The 17626-nt window shown below is 50.2% G+C and carries 18 protein-coding genes and 2 riboswitches; of the genes, 6 read left to right on the top strand and 12 right to left on the bottom strand.

Going from position 1 to position 17626, the window contains the following annotated elements; all coding sequences use genetic code 11:
- Window positions 1-109: 109 nt before the first annotated feature.
- The 5 genes from HPY90_RS09460 (at window position 110) to HPY90_RS09440 (ending at window position 5574) form a co-directional block, all read left to right on the top strand.
- Window positions 110-961, top strand: a complete 852-nt coding sequence (locus tag HPY90_RS09460) for a Gmad2 immunoglobulin-like domain-containing protein (protein WP_287193953.1) — start codon at window positions 110-112, stop codon at window positions 959-961.
- A 234-nt stretch (window positions 962-1195) separates the two neighbouring features.
- Window positions 1196-2188 carry an ABC transporter ATP-binding protein gene (locus HPY90_RS09455; protein ID WP_287193950.1) on the top strand — a complete coding sequence of 331 codons (993 nt, stop codon included), beginning with the start codon at window positions 1196-1198 and terminating at the stop codon, window positions 2186-2188.
- A 132-nt stretch (window positions 2189-2320) separates the two neighbouring features.
- Window positions 2321-3145: an ABC transporter permease gene (locus HPY90_RS09450; protein WP_287193947.1), complete on the top strand. Its 825-nt coding sequence runs from the start codon at window positions 2321-2323 to the stop codon at window positions 3143-3145.
- Between the two features lie 411 nt (window positions 3146-3556).
- Window positions 3557-4459, top strand: coding sequence for an AAA family ATPase (locus tag HPY90_RS09445; protein WP_287193945.1), 903 nt, complete (start codon window positions 3557-3559; stop codon window positions 4457-4459).
- 14 nt (window positions 4460-4473) lie between these two features.
- Complete coding sequence (locus HPY90_RS09440; protein WP_287193942.1) at window positions 4474-5574, top strand: VWA domain-containing protein; 1101 nt, start codon at window positions 4474-4476, stop codon at window positions 5572-5574.
- 236 nt (window positions 5575-5810) lie between these two features.
- On the opposite strand, the gene HPY90_RS09435 is transcribed toward HPY90_RS09440, so the two are convergent.
- The 4 genes from HPY90_RS09435 to istA form a co-directional block, all read right to left on the bottom strand.
- On the bottom strand, window positions 5811-6185 hold the full coding sequence (locus HPY90_RS09435; protein ID WP_287193939.1) for a bacteriohemerythrin: 375 nt from the start codon (window positions 6183-6185) through the stop codon (window positions 5811-5813).
- A gap of 83 nt (window positions 6186-6268) precedes the next feature.
- Complete coding sequence (locus HPY90_RS09430) at window positions 6269-7006, bottom strand: HD-GYP domain-containing protein (protein ID WP_287193936.1); 738 nt, start codon at window positions 7004-7006, stop codon at window positions 6269-6271.
- Window positions 7007-7087: 81 nt separating this feature from the next.
- Entirely contained in the window at window positions 7088-7849 is a 762-nt protein-coding gene (gene istB, locus HPY90_RS09425; protein WP_287193933.1) for an IS21-like element helper ATPase IstB, read from the bottom strand.
- Window positions 7846-9336 (bottom strand): IS21 family transposase, encoded by a 1491-nt coding sequence (gene istA / locus HPY90_RS09420; RefSeq protein ID WP_287193930.1) that lies wholly within the window; start codon window positions 9334-9336, stop codon window positions 7846-7848. The genes istB and istA overlap by 4 nt, the downstream gene beginning before the upstream one ends.
- Window positions 9337-9493: 157 nt before the next feature.
- On the opposite strand from istA, the gene HPY90_RS09415 reads away from it, so the two are divergent.
- On the top strand, window positions 9494-9889 hold the full coding sequence (locus HPY90_RS09415) for a DUF6062 family protein (RefSeq protein WP_287193927.1): 396 nt from the start codon (window positions 9494-9496) through the stop codon (window positions 9887-9889).
- 6 nt (window positions 9890-9895) lie between these two features.
- Here HPY90_RS09415 and HPY90_RS09410 read toward each other — a convergent pair whose 3' ends face one another.
- The 8 genes from HPY90_RS09410 to HPY90_RS09375 all read right to left on the bottom strand — a co-directional run bounded on the left by HPY90_RS09410 (window position 9896) and on the right by HPY90_RS09375 (window position 17418).
- Window positions 9896-10315 (bottom strand): universal stress protein, encoded by a 420-nt coding sequence (locus tag HPY90_RS09410; protein ID WP_287193924.1) that lies wholly within the window; start codon window positions 10313-10315, stop codon window positions 9896-9898.
- 12 nt (window positions 10316-10327) lie between these two features.
- Entirely contained in the window at window positions 10328-11479 is a 1152-nt protein-coding gene (locus tag HPY90_RS09405) for a cation:proton antiporter (RefSeq protein WP_287193921.1), read from the bottom strand.
- A 110-nt stretch (window positions 11480-11589) separates the two neighbouring features.
- Window positions 11590-11660, bottom strand: a riboswitch (Fluoride riboswitch).
- 246 nt (window positions 11661-11906) lie between these two features.
- Window positions 11907-12200 (bottom strand): hypothetical protein, encoded by a 294-nt coding sequence (locus HPY90_RS09400; protein WP_287193918.1) that lies wholly within the window; start codon window positions 12198-12200, stop codon window positions 11907-11909.
- Window positions 12201-12292: 92 nt separating this feature from the next.
- Window positions 12293-12565: a hypothetical protein gene (locus tag HPY90_RS09395; protein ID WP_287193915.1), complete on the bottom strand. Its 273-nt coding sequence runs from the start codon at window positions 12563-12565 to the stop codon at window positions 12293-12295.
- A gap of 54 nt (window positions 12566-12619) precedes the next feature.
- Window positions 12620-12692, bottom strand: a riboswitch (Fluoride riboswitch).
- Window positions 12693-12836: 144 nt separating this feature from the next.
- Window positions 12837-14027, bottom strand: coding sequence for an MFS transporter (locus tag HPY90_RS09390; protein WP_287193912.1), 1191 nt, complete (start codon window positions 14025-14027; stop codon window positions 12837-12839).
- Window positions 14028-14093: 66 nt separating this feature from the next.
- A complete protein-coding gene (locus tag HPY90_RS09385) occupies window positions 14094-15671 on the bottom strand; it encodes a DHA2 family efflux MFS transporter permease subunit (protein WP_287193910.1) in 1578 nt (525 codons plus the stop codon).
- Window positions 15672-15692: 21 nt separating this feature from the next.
- Entirely contained in the window at window positions 15693-16802 is a 1110-nt protein-coding gene (locus HPY90_RS09380) for an HlyD family secretion protein (RefSeq protein ID WP_287193908.1), read from the bottom strand.
- A complete protein-coding gene (locus tag HPY90_RS09375) occupies window positions 16795-17418 on the bottom strand; it encodes a TetR/AcrR family transcriptional regulator (protein ID WP_287193906.1) in 624 nt (207 codons plus the stop codon). The genes HPY90_RS09380 and HPY90_RS09375 overlap by 8 nt, the downstream gene beginning before the upstream one ends.
- Window positions 17419-17626: the final 208 nt, after the last annotated feature.

Genomic DNA, 17626 nt, shown 5'->3' with positions numbered 1-17626 from the left:
CGGAGGAGCAAGTTTTTGGTTCTTTCGATTCATGTTTAGTTCCGATCTTGGTATACTTCAAATGTAAAATGTCTCACCCGTAGTTAATTTGAAAAAGGTGGTGCCGAAGATGAAAAACACGGGTCACAAGCTGTGGGTTCTGCTGCTTGTCTTGGCGCTCTGCGCCGTTGCCGGCTGCGCTCAAAAAAGCACCGGCAAAAAATCCCCTACTCCAACCCCCGAAGCCCCGAAAACGAAAGAGGTGTCGGTCGCTGTCTACTACCTCAAATTCAGTGCCGAGGACGCGTATCTGGTGCGCGAGGTACACAAGATCAAGACTGCAAAGGATACTCGTATTGCTGCCGTGGAAGAATTAATCCAGGGTACGCCCACCACTCCCGGAGCGACTACGGTCATTCCTTTGGGTACCAAAGTTCTGGGGCTTAAGGTTGATAAGGGACTAGCCACCGTCGACTTTTCCCGCGAAGTACTAAAAGCCAATGTGGGCAGCGCCGGGGAGGCCCTGGGAATACAAAGCATCGTCAATACTTTGACTGAGTTTCCCGGAATAGAGCGGGTATCATTTACAGTCGAGGGCAAAGTGGACGAACAAACCCGCGACTGGTGGGGGCACGTCGGGTTGTACGACCAGCCTTTCAAGCGGAACATATCCGCAGTATGGGAACCGGTCATCTGGGTTACCTCGCCCCAACCTGGGGATAAGGTCTCTAGCCCCCTAAAAGTGACCGGCACCGCGCGCGTATTCGAGGCCACCGTGAACCTCCGGGTACTTGACAAAGATGGAAACAAGCTGGCTGAAACCCATACCATGGCCACCGCCGGTGCTCCTGAGCGGGGCCTGTTCGAAGCCACGATAGAGTTTCCCAAGCCGAGTTCAGCCCAGGGCTATGTAGAAGTTTTTTGGTACAGTCCCAAAGACGGTTCGGAACTGGACAAGGTAAGGGTGCCCGTGAAGTTCTGACTCGAAGTCAAGCACTAAGACACACCTGTCAACAGAGGAACCCCTGACACTTGAATGTTACTAGTAAACCAGATGGACCTCGCCTTGATTCCCCGAATTATTTGGCGGCCTGGGATAGCCGGGTCGCCCTTTTGTGCGTGTTTTGCTAATACAACAAACTGCATTCGGACTATACTCGAGTTATAATGGAGATTAGGGCTAACCAGTCCTGAGTAGAGCGGCGAAATTTTAGGTTTGACGAATGAGGTGTGCTCTCTGAGTGAAGAGTCTATTGTCCAGGCCTTGGATCTGGTTAAACGGTTTGGAAACTTGACTGCTGTGGCCGGAGTGTCGTTCTCCGTGCGCCGCGGGGAGTGCTTCGGGCTTCTCGGCCCTAACGGTGCCGGCAAAACTTCTATCGTTAAGATGATTTACGGGTTGTCCCCGATTACGTCGGGGCAACTTTGGGTTTCGGGCCTCGACGTCCATAAAAATGCTAGAGAAGTGCGGAAACGTATAGGTGTGGTTCCTCAAGAAGATGCCTTGGACCCAGAGCTCACGGTCATGGAAAACCTGCTGGTATACTCCTCCTATTTCCGCATTGCGCGGGAGGAAGCCCGCCACAGGGCAGCGGAGATCTTGGCTTTCCTCGAACTAGAAGACAAGAGCAACACCCCCGTTGAAAACCTTTCCGGCGGCATGAAAAGGCGGCTGACCATTGGGCGGGCACTGATAAACCGTCCGGAACTCCTCATCCTGGACGAACCTACTACTGGCCTTGACCCCTACGCCCGCCGCATCATTTGGCAGCGCCTCCGCCACCTGCAAGCCGAGGGTACTACGATACTGCTGACTACCCACTACCTGGAGGAAGCCAGCCAGTTGTGCGACCGGCTTTTGATATTGCACCGGGGACAGATAATCGAACAGGGCACTCCGGCCGAATTGATAGCGAGGCACGCGGCCCGGGAAGCTCTGGAGACCGAAATCGAACCTTCCTGTCACGCCAGCGTGGCTGCGGCCGGGGGAGAATTGGTTAAAGGCTGGCTGTCGATGGGAAGCAGGCTGGTTTTATTCACCGACCGGGGCAGAGAGCTTTCGCGCCAGCTCAGTAACGGAAATACTGAATGGTCTGGCAATCTCAGCTGGCAGCATCTGCGGCCGGCTAACCTGGAGGACGTTTTCCTCAAACTCACCGGGGTCAGACTTGAGGAGCCGGAGACGGAAGAAGACAGAGACGCAGATTAACGCAAACTCTGAATTCTAAATTCTAAATTCTAAATTCTTAATTCTACCCGAAAAGAGCGTTCTCATGCTCTAGTGCCGACACTTTTCAGGTATCGGTGAATCCGTGGCTGTTTGGAAGATAGAGGTGACAAAATGCCGACGGCTAACTTTTTTGCCAAGCTAACATCATTGCTAAAAGGATTCTGGTCGCTTCCCGACCTTTCGTATTACCATATTAAGGCCATATTCTATCGTCACCTCCTGGTCTTCAAAAAGACCTGGCTGTCGAACATCATGTTCAACTTCATAGAACCTGTGCTTTACTTGTGGGCGATGGGAATCGGGCTTGGAACCTACGTAGCCTTAGAAAACGGCATCCCTTATATCCAGTTCATAGGGCCGGCCCTCACCGCATCATCGGCCATGTTCGCCACCTGTTATGAAGCCACTTACGGCAGCTTCACCCGCATGGGTCCTCAGAAAGTATTTCACAGCATGGCAGCCACGCCTGCCAGCGTGGAAGATGTAGTCATGGGGGAAATCGTGTACGGTGTTTTCAAAGGGACGCTGTACGGCCTGGTGTTCCTGCTGGTAGTAGCTTTGTTCGGCCTGGTAAAATCTCCCTGGGTTCTCCTGGTGCCATTGCCGTTAATCCTGATGACGGGAGTGTTTGCCAATCTCTCTCTGGTATGGACCAGCCTGGCTCCTAACTACGACTCTTACAACTATTTCTTCACTCTCGTCATTTCCCCCATGTTCTTGGTCTGTGGGGTGTTTTTCCCTCTAGAGAGCTTGCCCCCCGTATTCCGTACCCTGGCCTGGTTCGCCCCGCTCTATCACGCGGTCGAAGTAGTGAGGCCCCTGGTACTGGGATCCCTCAAGCCGTCATGCTGGCATCATCTCGCCTGGCTCTTTTGTTGCTTTATTCTGACTCTGCGTTTTCCCCTGATCATGCTTAAAAACCGGCTCGTAAACTAGGAAATAGACTGGTTTGTCCGAGCTGAACGAATTCACCAACCCGGCCTGACCACCTTGTTCAGACTGTTGCAAAGCCGCAACAATCTGGCCTTAACGTTGCAATGCTACACCATCCTTGCTATCTTGCCGCCTCCACCGCAATACGTGGGGTGTACTGACCCCATATCCTGCTCGAAGTCAGCCGCTGTCCCTACCGTCCCCATATTGATTCCTTTGACGGGTACAATCGCAACGCTAGTTAACACGGGAACTAACTAAGTCATACAGAAGATTTCTTAATGCCACTGCTCAAGGCAATTCTTGGCCTGTGTATCGGTTGGCACATATCGTGCATTAATACTTCGCTAGCACCAGCTGTCGGGTAAGGTATAATGAAAATAGACTCCCAGGAATGCGAAAGGAATGAGGCGAGTGAAAGAACAGATAATCAGTATCAAGAATCAGTTGTTAGGAGCCGGATATATATGCGACGACAAGACCGCTACTGTAGTGTACCTGGCAGAATCCCTAAAGAAGCCCTTGCTCATTGAGGGGCCAGCCGGGGTAGGCAAGACAGGCCTGGCTCAAGCGGTCAGTAAGATGAAGAACCTACCTTTGATCAGGCTCCAGTGTTACGAAGGCATCGATGAGGCTAAAGCACTGTACGAGTGGAACTACAAGCGCCAGCTACTTCACATACAGGCGGTGGTTCACCAGGAAGTTGACACTCATGAAGTCGAGCAGGATATTTTTTCCGAAACCTACCTGCTCCGCCGGCCTCTGCTGCAGGCCATAAGCTCGGAGCAGCCTTGCGTTCTTCTCATCGACGAGATAGATAAAGTCGATTTCGAGTTCGAAGCCATGCTGCTGGAACTCCTTTCCGAGTTCCAGATAACCATTCCGGAACTCGGTACGATTCGAGCTACTAATATTCCTTACGTCTTTCTAACCTCCAACGCCACCCGGGAGCTTTCTGAAGCTCTCAAGCGGCGCTGTCTCTATTTGTACCTGGATTTCCCCAGTGCAGAACTGGAAGAACGCATCTTGAAGCTGAAAGTCCCCGGTATATCCGACATGCTCGCTGCCAAGGTGGCTTCTGTCGTTCACCACATCCGCCAAGTGGATCTCAAGAAGCTACCGAGTATCGCCGAGAGCATCGACTGGGCCGCTGCCCTTTTAGAACTGGGAGTCGATGATCTGGATCCGGACGTGGCTCTAGAAACCCTAAATGTCATCATTAAGCACCGCGAGGACCTGGAAAAACTGGAGCGGATGGTGCGCTCGCGCAAAGACCTTACTTTCAGACAGACACCGCTGTCAGTTACTGGAAGATAAAGGCAGGGAATAACATGAGTTTCTTGGGAGCACTGCAATCATTTTTTGACGATCTCCGCCGTGAGGGTGTTCCGGTCACACCCGGGCAGGCCCAGGACTGTGTTGAAGCCCTGCTCCTGGTGGACTGGGAAGAGGAGAGCTTCTTCTACACTGCATTGTACAGCACCCTGGTAAAAGACCACGGACACCTTTCCGCCTTTAACTCTGTTTACGAGCGTCACTTCCGTGGCAGCAAGGGGAGATCCCTTAAAGCCCGAAAGCCCTGGGGAACCCCCGACGAAGGCAGGTCTCAGGAAGTGTCCACTGCGGTTTACGCAGCCGACGCGCTCCCCGTGCAAGGTATGCAGGCCCTGCGAGGCGGCCTCTCCCAGGAAAGGCGCTCTCCCTTAGACCAGCCTCTGGGCAAAGCCAACCTTCAAGACATACACAAAATCGAAGCGCTTTTCCCGGTTGTCGCCAAGCGGCTGGCAGCCCGCCTGAAAAAGAAGAACAAACAAGACCTTCGCTATGCCGTTAACTACCGTCAGACCCTGCGCAAAAGCATGGGGACCGGCGGGGTTCTCTTGGACATCATAACCATGAAGAAACAGCGGGAAAAACCGGTTATCGTCGCCATCTGCGATGTTTCCGGCTCAGTTATGAACTTCAGCTGCTTCGCTCTTGCTTTGCTGGCTTCCATGCAGAGATTCTTCCGGGAATTCCGATCTTTCGCCTTTATCGAAGATATGGCCGAGGTAACGGCTCTTTTGGCCTCGGGTGACCCTCTGGAACTGCGCAACAAAGTATTGAAAAGACACCGCACCATTCTAGGGGCCAGAGGGTACACGAACTACGGTGCCAGCCTCAAGAGGTTTGTACAGCAGCACGGCCAGGTGCTTTCCCACAAAACCACGGTTCTTATCTTCGGCGATGCGCGAAACAACTGGTTCGCCGACGAGACCTGGGCCTTGGCCGAGATCAAAGAAAAAGCCAGAAAAGTCTACTGGTTCAACCCCGAGCCCAAGCGGATGTGGGGCAGAGGCGACAGCCGCATGCTGGAATACGCACCTCACTGCGACCGGGTCTTCTCCTGCCCGAGCCTCTCAGAACTGGAGAAAGCCTTGGAATGCCTGTAGCTATGACCCCCGGGCTGCTTGGCCCAGGTGGCCCCGTACGTCGCGGTGCAGGTGGCAAAGAAATATCTCGCAACCGTCACCTGCATTACCGGGACCGACGAATTGGTCTACGAGGTAATTAGAACTTACTAGCAGGAAAATGACTATCTTCGACCAAATATGCGGAACCAAAGATTCTTTTCCCCGGTCAAACAACTATGGCAAAGCCCAGACTGGGAATCATTTCCCTGCGATTTTTAAGTCGGAATTAGAATATGGTTGGATATCCACCCCACCACGAAATCAAGTATGTTAACCAGATAGCCCTCTGGGTCTTCGTCCACAGCTCTAAGGTTAATGTTGCTCACTTCCTTTATAAAATCGTCGTGTTCTACCTTGTGAGAAAGAAATCGAGGATACCTTGTTTCCTGCATGTACTGTTCTTCAGCCCGGAAGTGATAAACGGCATATTCTTGCAATTCTTCGATGACATTGACAACCTTATCGTACTTGTCGACCAGGAACGGGTCTCTTAATGTTCTGAACGCCTCATCCGCAATTTGAAACAACTTCTGATGCTGCTCGTCGATATGGGGAATGCCCAGCTCGTACTTGCTGTCCCACTTTATCACAGTTCTCCACCTCCACTTAATAGTAATATCTTAAATAATAATACAATATTATCGGATTACGCTCTTTGTCGGTGCATTAAACTTCACACTCTGCCCAGGATATCATTCCAATCAAACCCATTCGGGTAAATCCATTCCGGATCACCTGTCCCAAGCAACTCTTCGACCACCTTCTTGGCCCTGGGTAATATTTTAACCGCGGCTCTTACTATTTCGACATCAAATTGGCAACCACTTTCTTTCAACAGATACTCTGTTGCCTCTGCCACTGTCCACGCTCCGCGGTATGAACGCTTAGATGTCAAAGCATCGAAAACATCAGCCACCGCAGTGATTCTGCCAAAGAGTGGAATCTCTTCCCCTCGCAAACCCTTGTGATAACCCATGCCATCAAACCTTTCATGATGGGCTGCCGCCGATGCCGCCAAGCCCTTTAAAAATCTAGAGCTCTGCAGAACCTCCTCCGTCATCAAAGGATGTTTTTTCATTATTTGCCATTCCCGGGCAGTCAAGGGCCCTTTTTTTCCGATCACCCGTCCTGGCACCCCAACCTTTCCTGCATCATGTAGAAATGCAACTAAAGCCAAATCCTGTAAAAGGCCATGGTGAACGATACCGTATTGTCGGGCTACCGCGAGCGCATAAACCGCAACCCTCAATGAATGACCCAAAGTATACCGGTCCTTAAAGTCTATCACCTCGGCCATTACTAAAGAAATTCTATTGAGCAACTCACTATCTCCCTGAGCATCCTCGTCATCATTCACTCCTGGATTTAACAAACGAGACATACGCTCATTTTCTTGTTCCAGCCGTTCCATATTTATCAGAACCTGGTTGTTAATGTCAATCAGAAATTAGGCCACATGCTGGTCAGGTTTTAGGCCACCCGGGTAAAAAAATTAATCAGGTATTGTCTGCCTGGCAAGAGCCTGTTTAAACCGATAACTCTCGCCATTGATGTTCAAAATGTGGGCCTTGTGAGTTAGCCTGTCCAGCAATGCCGCCGTCATTTGCTCGTCTAAAAACACCTCCGTCCATTTTGGGAATTCAAGATTGGTGGTAATAATCAAGCTACCCCGTTCATGTTTGGATGAGCAGAACTGAAACAGCAGTTCAGCACCGGTCTTGCTGAATGGTACATAGCCAAGCTCGTCAATGACTACCAGATGGTATGCCGAGTACTGTTTTTCCAGCCGGTTTAGCCTGTATTCCTGCTGGGCCGCTATTAACTCGTTTATCAAGCCGGCAGCAGTGTAGAACTTAACTTTGAACCCCTTCCGGCAAGCTTCATAGGCCAGTGCCGTGGCGATATGTGTTTTCCCTACACCCGAATTCCCCACCAGGATTACATTCTCAAGGTTTTTTATGTATTCGCAGTCTGCCAGTTTCAAGACCTTTTGTTTGTTCAGAGATGGCACAGCTTTGAAATCAAAGCTGTTCAGGGTCTTTATCACTGGAAAGGCTGCCTGGCGGATTCCGCGCTGTATCCGGTTGCTCTCCCGCTGAGTTATCTCCTGTTCCAAAACTCCCAACAGGTACTCCTCATAACTCAGATTGTTGTCTTCGGCTTCCCGGGCCATGGCCTGATAGACCCTGGCCGCCTGCGGCATTTTTAGTTTCTTCAGGTAGGTTTCAAGCAGCATGCTTCTGGCGGTGCTCATAATTGATCACCTCCGTTATGCATAAGTGCTGCATACTTGCCAAGATCCGGAGCAGATACCTGCACCAGGGGAATGTTGACCATTTTCTCTGGTTTCAAATGCGAAACCCTGAGTGTATCCGTGCCGAGCTGCATGAGTATGTTAAGAACCCCATCATAGTTGTACACGTTGTATGCCAGGGCAAGTTCAATAGCATCGGTAATCAGGGTGCTGGGATAGTCCCGGTGAAGCATCAGTATCTTTACAAAATCGCGGTTGCCCCTGGGATTTCTGGCTGCCAGGCATCTCCGGTATTGCTCATATACCGGTGGGAGAGCCTCAGGCCGGTAAACCCTGGTATTGCCAAGAGCTCTTGATTTCATCAGCAATAGCTCCAGATAGTGATCGAGAACCAGGCTCTCCTGGTGGCGTCCATGTATCCTTTTGTGGACCGCTATTGTGTTTTGCTCAAAAACTATTTCAATTTGGTCAACAGTTGCCCTGATCAGGACTTTTTCGCCGACATACTTGACCGGTACCGAGTATCGATTTGTTTCAAACTGAACCATTGAATAGCTGTTTACCCGGGCTTCGCTGTATCTGGTACAGTTGAAGGGTGATTCCGGCAGTTGCCTCAATGCCTTCTTTTCAGCTTCCCATTTAGGGTTTTTGTTGAGCAGTTCTACACACTTTTCATGCAGGTACAGGTTCAGTTCTTCAAAGGAACTAACGTCCGGATAGGGAACGAAGAACTTCCTGATCACCTCTTTACCGGCGTTCTCAACCCCGCCTTTCTCATTGCCTTTTCCCGGCCTGCAAAAGTTGGCCTGGTAAAGGTAGTGGGTTCTCAGTGCTATGAATTGCTCTTGTTCTTCACGCCGGCTGCCCTCCATTATCCGTTTTACCGCCGTTTTGAGGTTGTCATAGACGATCTCGGTAGGCACTCCGCCCATGAATTCAAAGCAGCGCCGGTGGCCATCAAAGAATGCTTCCTGCTTCTCAAATGGATAGGCCTGGACGTAAAAACCACCGGAAGCCCCCAATTTCATTACAAACAGATAGGCGATTGTCTCTTTGCCATTCAGAAAGAATCGGGCTTCTGTCCAATCCACTTCAGCATGTGAACCCAGCGCAAACTCCAATGGTAGAAATCCCTCTTTGGGTTTTTGCTTCACCTTCCTAAGATAGTCTGTTACTGTGCTGTAGCCGCCGCGATAATCGTATTCGTCGCGCAGCCGTTCGTAAATTCTTCTGCCGGTATGGCGCTGTTTTCTATGCCTTTTCTGATCTGTTTCTAAGATTTCGTCAATAACCGGTATGTAAGGCCCGAGAACCGGATGCTCCCTGGGTTTATTCAAGTTGTACCGCGGAGGCTCAGTATTCTCTGAATTCAGGTATTTGGCGATTGTATCGCGGTGATGCCCTGTTCTCCTGCTAATTTCCCTGATGCTTAGCCCTTCCAAATAATACATTTTCCTGATATGCTCTAATTGTGCCATCTTAATCATGTCCTTTCCTCCCGTATGTTATGTTTGTTGTGCCAACATAATCATACAGGAAAGTCAGATTAAGGTGGCCTAATTTTTCCCCAGCATCTGGCCTGTTTTTAGACTAGCATTAACAGAGATAAAAGAGGAATTGAAGACCCTTAACAAACCCAGGAAGTTGTTCTTTGTTAAGACTAGTAAAGACTCGCTAGCCGCGAGATTTGCAAGAATTGGTGAGTGTCCGGCATGTGATGTCGCCAAGAGGTCTCAAGCTTTCAACCTCAAATTACTGGTTTCTAATCTCGACAACGAGGATTTTAGGAACAGATATAAAGATTCCGAAGGCCTTTGTTTCCCGCATTTTGTCATGGCCTTGGAGCTTGCAGCCGACAACAGATGTTTGGCGATTTTGGTAGACGACCAGGTTTCGCGGTTGGAAAAGTTGATTACCAACTTGACTACATACATAGACAAACACGACTACCGGAATAACGAGCCATATACGGCTGATGAAGAAAGAGCGGTTGCAGCCGCAATACGCATGGCGGTCGGAACCGCACCTTTACTCAGCTAAAATGTTTTATTTTACAACCAAAACAGAGCATTTCGCATGCTGGAGAACCTTCGCGGACACGCTTCCCATCAAGAATTCCTTGATGCCAGACACGCCCTGATGGCCCATGATAATGAGATCGTACCCTCCCTGTTCGGCATACTTGATAATGGTTTCGGCCGGATGTCCGTTTAGTATTTTGGTTGTCATTGATACTCCTTGTCTCTCAGCATTTTTAACCACATTATTGAGAATTTTAGAATAAAGCCTATAACCTTCCTGTTTAACCTCTTCAACTTCCCCTACCGTAGCCGCATAATCCGGAAGGTCAACTACAGAAATGGCGGTGATCTCCATCCCCGTCATACTAGCTAACGCTATTGCTTCGTCACATGCCTTCTCCGCATTTCTTGAAGCGTCGACTGCTAACAGAACTCTCCTAAACATCGTTTCCCTCCTTTACTCCTCATTCTCTTCCACCACGTATTGGTCGCCGTTACTAATCAAATGATCAGGTTCGAACCACTTTTGAGCTACAAATGTCGGAATAACAGCGCTTAAAATGACGGTCGTCACCAAGAGCGAGAACTGAGTCACGTTTATATACCCGGCATTTAATCCGAACAGAGACGAGATGGTGCCGAAGGTCAGGCCGGTGCTCATCAACAAAGTAGTGAACATGGCGTCTTTTGTCATGTACCTCCTGGCCAAAGGATACACACCACCGAATTTGGGTACGAATTTAACGACAAAGAGCGTGACAACCAGTCCCAGGTGGGTAGATATTTCTCGAAGAGATACGTTCATTCCTGCTCTTATGAAGAAAAACGGAGTCAACATGGCAAAGGATACAATACGTAATCTGTGCTGCACCTGCCGATGCTTGGCGAAGATTTTCGAAACAACCAATCCCAGTATAAAGGCGGGTAGCACAGCGTGGCTTGCACCTAACTCGGCAACGTAGATGAGGGCGAACAGCAGCAAAAGGATAAGCTTTATCTCCGGTTCAATAACCTTGTCGCCATAGCGCTGGAACACCCAGGAGAGGATTCGTGGAGCCAGGATTAATACTATGACGGACACGGTTATATAAATTAATATTGTCCACCTAACCTGAGCAAATAACGTACTTAAAGCTATGGCTGTCCCAAGATCGGTTACAAAACACGACGCCATAAGTATCTTGCCGGTTTCCGAATCGGTTAGTCCGGTTTCCACTAGAACAGAATAAACAACAGCAAGAGAGGTGGTTGAAAGTGCTACCCCCGCAATTTCCGAAGCTTGGATGCTCCATCCGGCTATATAATAGCAGTAAGTAAAGGCGGCAAAAAATGGCGCCAACATAGAAAAGCTCCCTATGAGAAGACTTTCTTTTAGTTTGGATTTCATAAGATCAACGTCCACTTCCGCCCCGGCCAGGAAAGTAAGGACTATTGAGCCGGTGGTGGCTAAGAAGTTTATCCACGAAGTAGTGTGAAGGCCAAGGAAGTTTCCTCCAACAACCCCCATCAGAATCTCGAGAATGGTAACAGAAATGGCAGTCTCGATGGAAATCAGGCTGGCCAAAAAGGCAAGGGCTATCATTACTACTGCGATTAATGAATCAGACACAGGTATCCCTCCTTGAAGAAGATTTTACTGGGAGCGAAAAGATATGGTGCTGGAAGTGGAGAGGCATGGATTCGCGCAATAAGCCGCAAAAAAGCTCCTACCCCCAGCATTTGAAAGTAGGAGCTATTAGCCTTGTGCATTTCCGCCACTGTGCGAGGTGAGCTCCATCACCTGGATATAATGTTTGCCGGACGTAATTTTACTATGGCGGGATCACTTATGTCAATATGTTGTACCAGTTCAGGCCTGCGATCCCCTTGCCCTGTGTCTCGTCCCGCTCCTTCAAGCTGACCCTTCAGACGATTATACCGTTGACTCCTCGGTCATTGATACAAGTGGAGGAATTATAGGCAATGTACTCTACTGGAAACCTCTTGAGTGCGTCAACGGTTAACGAGGCGGGAGAAGATTACATTGTTTAGCAAGTCTAGTATTCACGCTCTTGATACTTATCAGCATCTGCCAGTCCCGCTCCTAATAGAAAAGCAGCTATAATGTCCAGGTTTAATCCTGCTGCCTGAGATAAGCCGATAGCCGCGCTGCCAAAATACCCGTTATTGCTGACCACCTTTACTGATAGCGCCGTCGGTATCAGTTCGTGATAGTGTTCGATATATAGTATATCCACGCCACGAACCTTTGCCTGAAATCGGGGTGCAAGCCTTTCTAACGCACAAGTCAATTCAGAAATCAGGGCTTGAAATGCCTTCTCTCTCGACATTGTATTTACTCCCTCCCCACCATGAATAAACCAAGCAATACCTGCCTTCCCTAACTAGTCTTTGACGAAGTGGCTCCAAATCATAAGAGAAGTCAAACGAAAATCATGTCCGCGCCGTGAAGAGCAGCATGTTCAACCGCGTTGAAGGCGTCCGAGCTGATTACCTGGCTGATCAACACCACTTCCGCTACCGAGGCCTGCTCGACCAGTCTTGCCAAGAGTTGGTCGGCCTCCGCCGCTTGGTCGTCCCCTTCCACCAATACCACCGCAATTATGGTAGCATTCTTCTTGCGAGCATAGACTAGTGCCTTACCCCAGTTATTCAAGCGATTGCTGCCTGCGTGGATTACCACTAATACCTTCACAACTGCTCTCCTCGCATCCGGGCCCTTATAAAAGAAAAAGCCCTATCTTAGTAAATTAAGATAGGAGCTATTAGCTCTTGCTGCATTTTCGCCGCCAGGCGGGGTGAGCTCCATCACCCGATAAAAGGATTTAGTTGGCGCCGCTTCTTCATTAGAAAATTATAAACCCCATCGCCGAGTAAGTAAAGGCATTCTGTGCATTGGAACACAAAGCACCCTATGCCACTATCGTTAAGCCATAAGGCATCTTCAGCTCGCTTCCGTTCCCATCTTAAGCCGTTAGTCGTCTTTTAACTTTTAGGAACAACGGAATCGATGCTAATTGCATCACAACGGAAAATACGACCAGGAACATCAGAGAAACATCGTACAGGTACCCCATCAAAGCACTGCCAAGAAACCAACAAACTCCATAGCCCGTGTTGAATATTCCATAGGCGGTGCCTCTTTTATCTATCGGTACCATCTCGGCAATTGACGCCCGCATAATCGACTCTTGGGCCCCCATGCCTATCCCCCACAGCACCATCCCCGCCACAGCATAGGGAAGTCCTCCGAAAAAAACTAATGGGGCGAACCATGCCGTCAGCAATGAACCCAAAGCCAATGCCGCTATCCCAATGCGATCGAACAGTCTGCCGAAGGCCAGGGCGGCCAGGGCATCCACCCCCATGGCCAACGCATATAAAGTCGGGAGCCATTGGTCGGGTGCAATATCTACCTTCTTGAAGTGGAAAGCGATAAGCGGAAAATCAGCGTAACCAAAGGCGATCAGAGCCACTGCGCCCAAATACAGCCAAAACACCTGGGCAAAGCCCTTGGTGTTGAGTTTCGGGTAACCAACCTCTAGGTCCCTGGGATTGGGATAAAAATAACGGGCAGTCAGCAGCACGGTTATTGCCAGCAGAGCCGGTACCACAAGGATACCGAAGCTAGTTTCATAGCCCCCTTTAAGATATAAAACGGCAGCCACGATAACAGGTCCTAGCATAGCCCCGACCTGGTCCATGGCCTCGTGTAAACCGAACCCCCAACCGCTGCCTACAGCCCTGGTGGCGTGAGAAAGCATGGCATCCCGAGCCGGGGTTCGAATGGCTTTGCCTATTCGCTCGAGAATCATTAAGGCAGCCGCCAGGTCCCAGCGTCCGACCAACGCCAGAAGCGGAACCGCAAAAAGATTAAGCATATAACCTATTATAGTAAGCATCCAGTACTGACGGGTCTTATCGCTTATGTACCCGGAAACCAAGCGCAATCCGTACCCGATGAATTCTCCAACTCCAGCCACCAAGCCAACGACAGTAGCGCTGGCTCCAAGAACCGCCAGGTACTGCCCGGTTATGCTCCTGGCACCTTCGTAGGTCATATCGGCAAAAAGACTGACGAGGCCAATAAGAACAACGAACTTGATTGCCGACTGTTTCGTCCGCAAGCCCTCGGCTTGCTGTGCCGCTTTGTCCATTTTCATCTCGTCCTTTCGCATAGATTAAGCCCTTGCTTTCAAAATCAATTGTAAATCTACTAACTCCTACATTTCAACAACAGGAGCTCGCGAAGTTACGACCAGCTCTTGTTGTCGGCGTCGAGAACCACCGAGCATGAGCGAACACAGTGTCGCTAAAAGGCACATCACGGTAGAAACGATGAAACAGTCGCATATAGCTTGAACCATAGAAAGCTTTACCACTTGCTGCAGGATGAGGCTCGCACCCAGGCCCTGAGCCGCAGCAGGAGACAACCCCAGGCCGGCAGCCAGGTGAGTAACACCAGCCATTAAAGCCGCTCCTTCATCGCCTTTGAAGTTGAGGTTTTGCGCGAGGTTATGGTAATGAAAGACCTGCCGGTGCTGCATGATGGTGGTAAACATCGCTATGCCAAAGGCGGCTGCGACCTGACGTACCACGTTGCTGAGAGCTGAAGCCCTACCTACTAAGGCTGGCGGAACGGTATTCATCCCCGCCGTGTTTACCGGCATGAAAGAAAATCCCATCCCCAATCCTCGCAAAACCAGCCACCCAATCATAACCGAAAAAGGAGTCAAAGCATTGAAACCACTCATCATGTAGGTGGTAAAAGTCACTATGGCCATTCCCACCACGACGATTCCCCGAGCCCCGTACCTATCAAAAATCTGTCCGCTGATGGGCATTACTAGCCCCGAGGCCAAAGCAGCGGGAAACATAATCAACCCTGTCTGCATAGCACTCTGACCCAAAACATTCTGCAAGAACATGGGAAAAAGAAAAACTACCCCAAACATACCGATAGAAATAATTGAACCGATTACTACGGACAAGGTGAAGGTGAAGTTGCGAAAGAGCCTCAGGTCCAGCACAGGCTCCGGATGCCTCAGTTCGTTAACGACCAAGACGGTTAAACTGGTAAAAGCGACTGCGAGCAGACTGACGATATAAGGAGACCCCCATCCGTGTTCATTGCCCTGGCTCAAAGCTAACAACAAACAGAGAAAGCCTACTGTGGATGTAACTATCCCCACAAAATCGAAGTTCTTCCCTGTGATCTTTTGAGTTTCCCTGAGAATAAGGGCAGCTAAGAACAGGTTTAAGATGCCAACCGGTAAATTGATGTAGAATATCAGACGCCAGCTGGCGTAATCGACTAAATATCCTCCCAAGGTCGGCCCGATAGCCGGGGCAGCCATAGTCGATATCCCCCATACCCCCAGGACCGTACCCATGCGTGAACGCGGATAGTTCTGGTATATGATAGCCATTCCCAGAGGCTGCATGATGCCGCCCCCAACCGCTTGAATAACCCGGGCTACTACCATGCTGGCCAGACTCCACGAAGCCCCGCATAGGGCAGAACCAAGGGTGAACATCCCCAGAGCGAAAAGGTACATTCGCTTGTACCCATACCTGTCACCGAGGTAACCGGTCATAGGCATGACAACGCCCAGGGCAAGCATGTAGGCCGTAGCTACCCATTGGATCTGATTGGCCGGAACCCCAAAAACCGCCATCATCTTGGGCAGGCTGACGTTGACTATGGTACCGTCCAGAATCGCCATGAAAGTTCCAATAATGATTACAACCGCTATCGACCAGTTGATTTTGTCAGCTCCATCTTTTTCTATAGTGGTCACCGAACCTGCCCCCTTAAACGGTTATGACTTGGAGGTGCGTATTTTCACCTGGGCCGACAACCCCGGTTTCAATTCCACTCCTTTTCCCTCAACCGCGATCTTGACCGGCACCCGTTGGGTAACCTTGGTATAATTACCCGAAGTGTTCTCAGTCGGTATCAGGGCAAACGTGGACTGAGTGGCTCCTCCTATCTCGACAACTTTCCCACTAAATACGCGGCCGGGATAAGCATCCAACCTGACCTCAACTTTCTGGCCGACCTTAATCCTCCCTACCTTGTTTTCGTCTATGTTAGCCGCGACCCACGTAGAGGACAAATCGCACACTGTAACCAGCGTCTGTCCCGCAGAAACAGTTTCCCCAACCTCAACCGAAGTCTTCAGAACGGTTCCGCTGACCGGAGACTTGATTATGGTGTTCTCATAGTTCAGGCGAGCCAAGCGGTAGGCCGCTTCGGCCTGTTTTATCTGGGCCAATCCAGCAGGAACCCCGGACTTTTTCGCCGCCTCCCACTTAGACGAAGCATCCTCCACTGCCGCCTGTGCGGCCTTGGCATTAGCTTCGGCCGCTTCCAGCGCGGTTTTGCAGGTGGCATAGCGGGATTCGGCTGCCAGTAAGCTCTCTTTAGCAACTGCTCCGGCCGCAAACAGGCTTTGATTCTGTTCGAGCGAACGCTTGGCATCTTCTAGGGCGATGCGGGCCGATTCCACCTGCGCCTGAGCAGCAACCTGTGCTTCTTGGGCCCTTTCAACCGCAGCCGCCAGGGACTTGAGGTCCTCCGGTAAACGTTCATAGTTGGCTCGCGCCAATTCCAGGCTGGCTGCGGCCTGGTCCATCGCTGTTTTGTATTGATCGTTATCTAGCTCGGCTATCACCTGTCCCGCTTTTACGTATTCGCCCTCTCTGACCAATAGTTTTTCCAGGCGTCCGGAAGCCTTGGGACTCACATCTACGATATTCCCGGCTACCTTCGCGTTGTCAGTGCTGACGTAAGTCTTCATTTCATGCCACCAGAATGCACCTGCGGTAATCCCCCCCAGCACCACCACCAATGCCACCAACCAGCTTAGTTTTTGCTTGAACCTGCTGTTGTTAGTTTCGGCTACAGGACCCCCTTCATGGTTAACCATTATCATTCTCCCCTCGACGCTTAATGATGCCATTTAGTAACACTTGTTTAATAAGGCCAATGTCGCTAGCCGTTGGTTTTTGCTGCTTACGCTCGAATCCCTCTACTACAAATCCTTTCACCACGCTTTCCACGGCCCGAGCCAGCCTATAGCTTTCGGCTGAAACAAAAACCCCAGAATCAATACCCCTTTCCAACACCTTGGCTGTCAACTGGGTTTTTGCTTCATACCGTTTCTTAACGTCTTCAAAGTACTGACTGGTCAACAGCCCATCCAGATTCCTCCTCAGCAAAGAGAGAAACAGCCGACCATAGGTCGCGTGAAACTCGTACTGCAATTCGATTAGTCTGTCTAACGCCACATGAAGATCCGGCTCGTGCAAGCACTCTACCTCAATGCGCTGGCATAACTCCGAAATACCCCGCTGGATGACATAGGCTACTATCTCTTCTTTGCTTTCGAAATACTGGTAAAGAGTGCCTTTCCCAAACTCAGCTGCCCGCGCGATATCCTCCACCGTAACCGTTTCGAACGAACGGTCGGCAAAAAGCCGGTAAGCGACCTCAGCGATGAATCGTTTTCTGAATTCCTTTTCCGCGTCTTTCCTGCTGGTCATTCTTCAATCCCCGACCCGAGAGTTTTAGTTCTGACTGGTTAGTTCTCTAGTACAATATAGTCAACGGACTGAACGATGTCAATCGAGTAGGAGGGGGCGGCTAACCCCCGTCCTCTCACACCACCGTACGTACCGTTCGGTATACGGCGGTTCATGAAACACTACAGAGTTTCCGATATGTCTCATACAAGCTGATTAGTCCTTGGTT

Source organism: Syntrophothermus sp. (assembly GCF_013314835.1).
In the GTDB taxonomy this organism is placed as follows: domain Bacteria; phylum Bacillota; class Syntrophomonadia; order Syntrophomonadales; family Syntrophothermaceae; genus Syntrophothermus; species Syntrophothermus lipocalidus.
This window is presented reverse-complemented; position numbering and strand designations above follow the sequence as displayed.

Excerpts from the sequence above, each read along its gene's own strand:
- HPY90_RS09460 (WP_287193953.1), top strand. The coding sequence starts at position 110 with ATGAAAAACACGGGTCACAAGCTGTGGGTTCTGCTGCTTGTCTTGGCG.
- HPY90_RS09450 (WP_287193947.1), top strand. The coding sequence starts at position 2,321 with ATGCCGACGGCTAACTTTTTTGCCAAGCTAACATCATTGCTAAAAGGA.
- HPY90_RS09440 (WP_287193942.1), top strand. The coding sequence starts at position 4,474 with ATGAGTTTCTTGGGAGCACTGCAATCATTTTTTGACGATCTCCGCCGT.
- HPY90_RS09430 (WP_287193936.1), bottom strand. The coding sequence starts at position 7,006 with ATGGAACGGCTGGAACAAGAAAATGAGCGTATGTCTCGTTTGTTAAAT.
- istB (WP_287193933.1), bottom strand. The coding sequence starts at position 7,849 with ATGAGCACCGCCAGAAGCATGCTGCTTGAAACCTACCTGAAGAAACTA.
- istA (WP_287193930.1), bottom strand. The coding sequence starts at position 9,336 with ATGATTAAGATGGCACAATTAGAGCATATCAGGAAAATGTATTATTTG.
- HPY90_RS09410 (WP_287193924.1), bottom strand. The coding sequence starts at position 10,315 with ATGTTTAGGAGAGTTCTGTTAGCAGTCGACGCTTCAAGAAATGCGGAG.
- HPY90_RS09400 (WP_287193918.1), bottom strand. The coding sequence starts at position 12,200 with ATGTCGAGAGAGAAGGCATTTCAAGCCCTGATTTCTGAATTGACTTGT.
- HPY90_RS09390 (WP_287193912.1), bottom strand. The coding sequence starts at position 14,027 with ATGGACAAAGCGGCACAGCAAGCCGAGGGCTTGCGGACGAAACAGTCG.
- HPY90_RS09380 (WP_287193908.1), bottom strand. The coding sequence starts at position 16,802 with ATGGTTAACCATGAAGGGGGTCCTGTAGCCGAAACTAACAACAGCAGG.
- HPY90_RS09375 (WP_287193906.1), bottom strand. The coding sequence starts at position 17,418 with ATGACCAGCAGGAAAGACGCGGAAAAGGAATTCAGAAAACGATTCATC.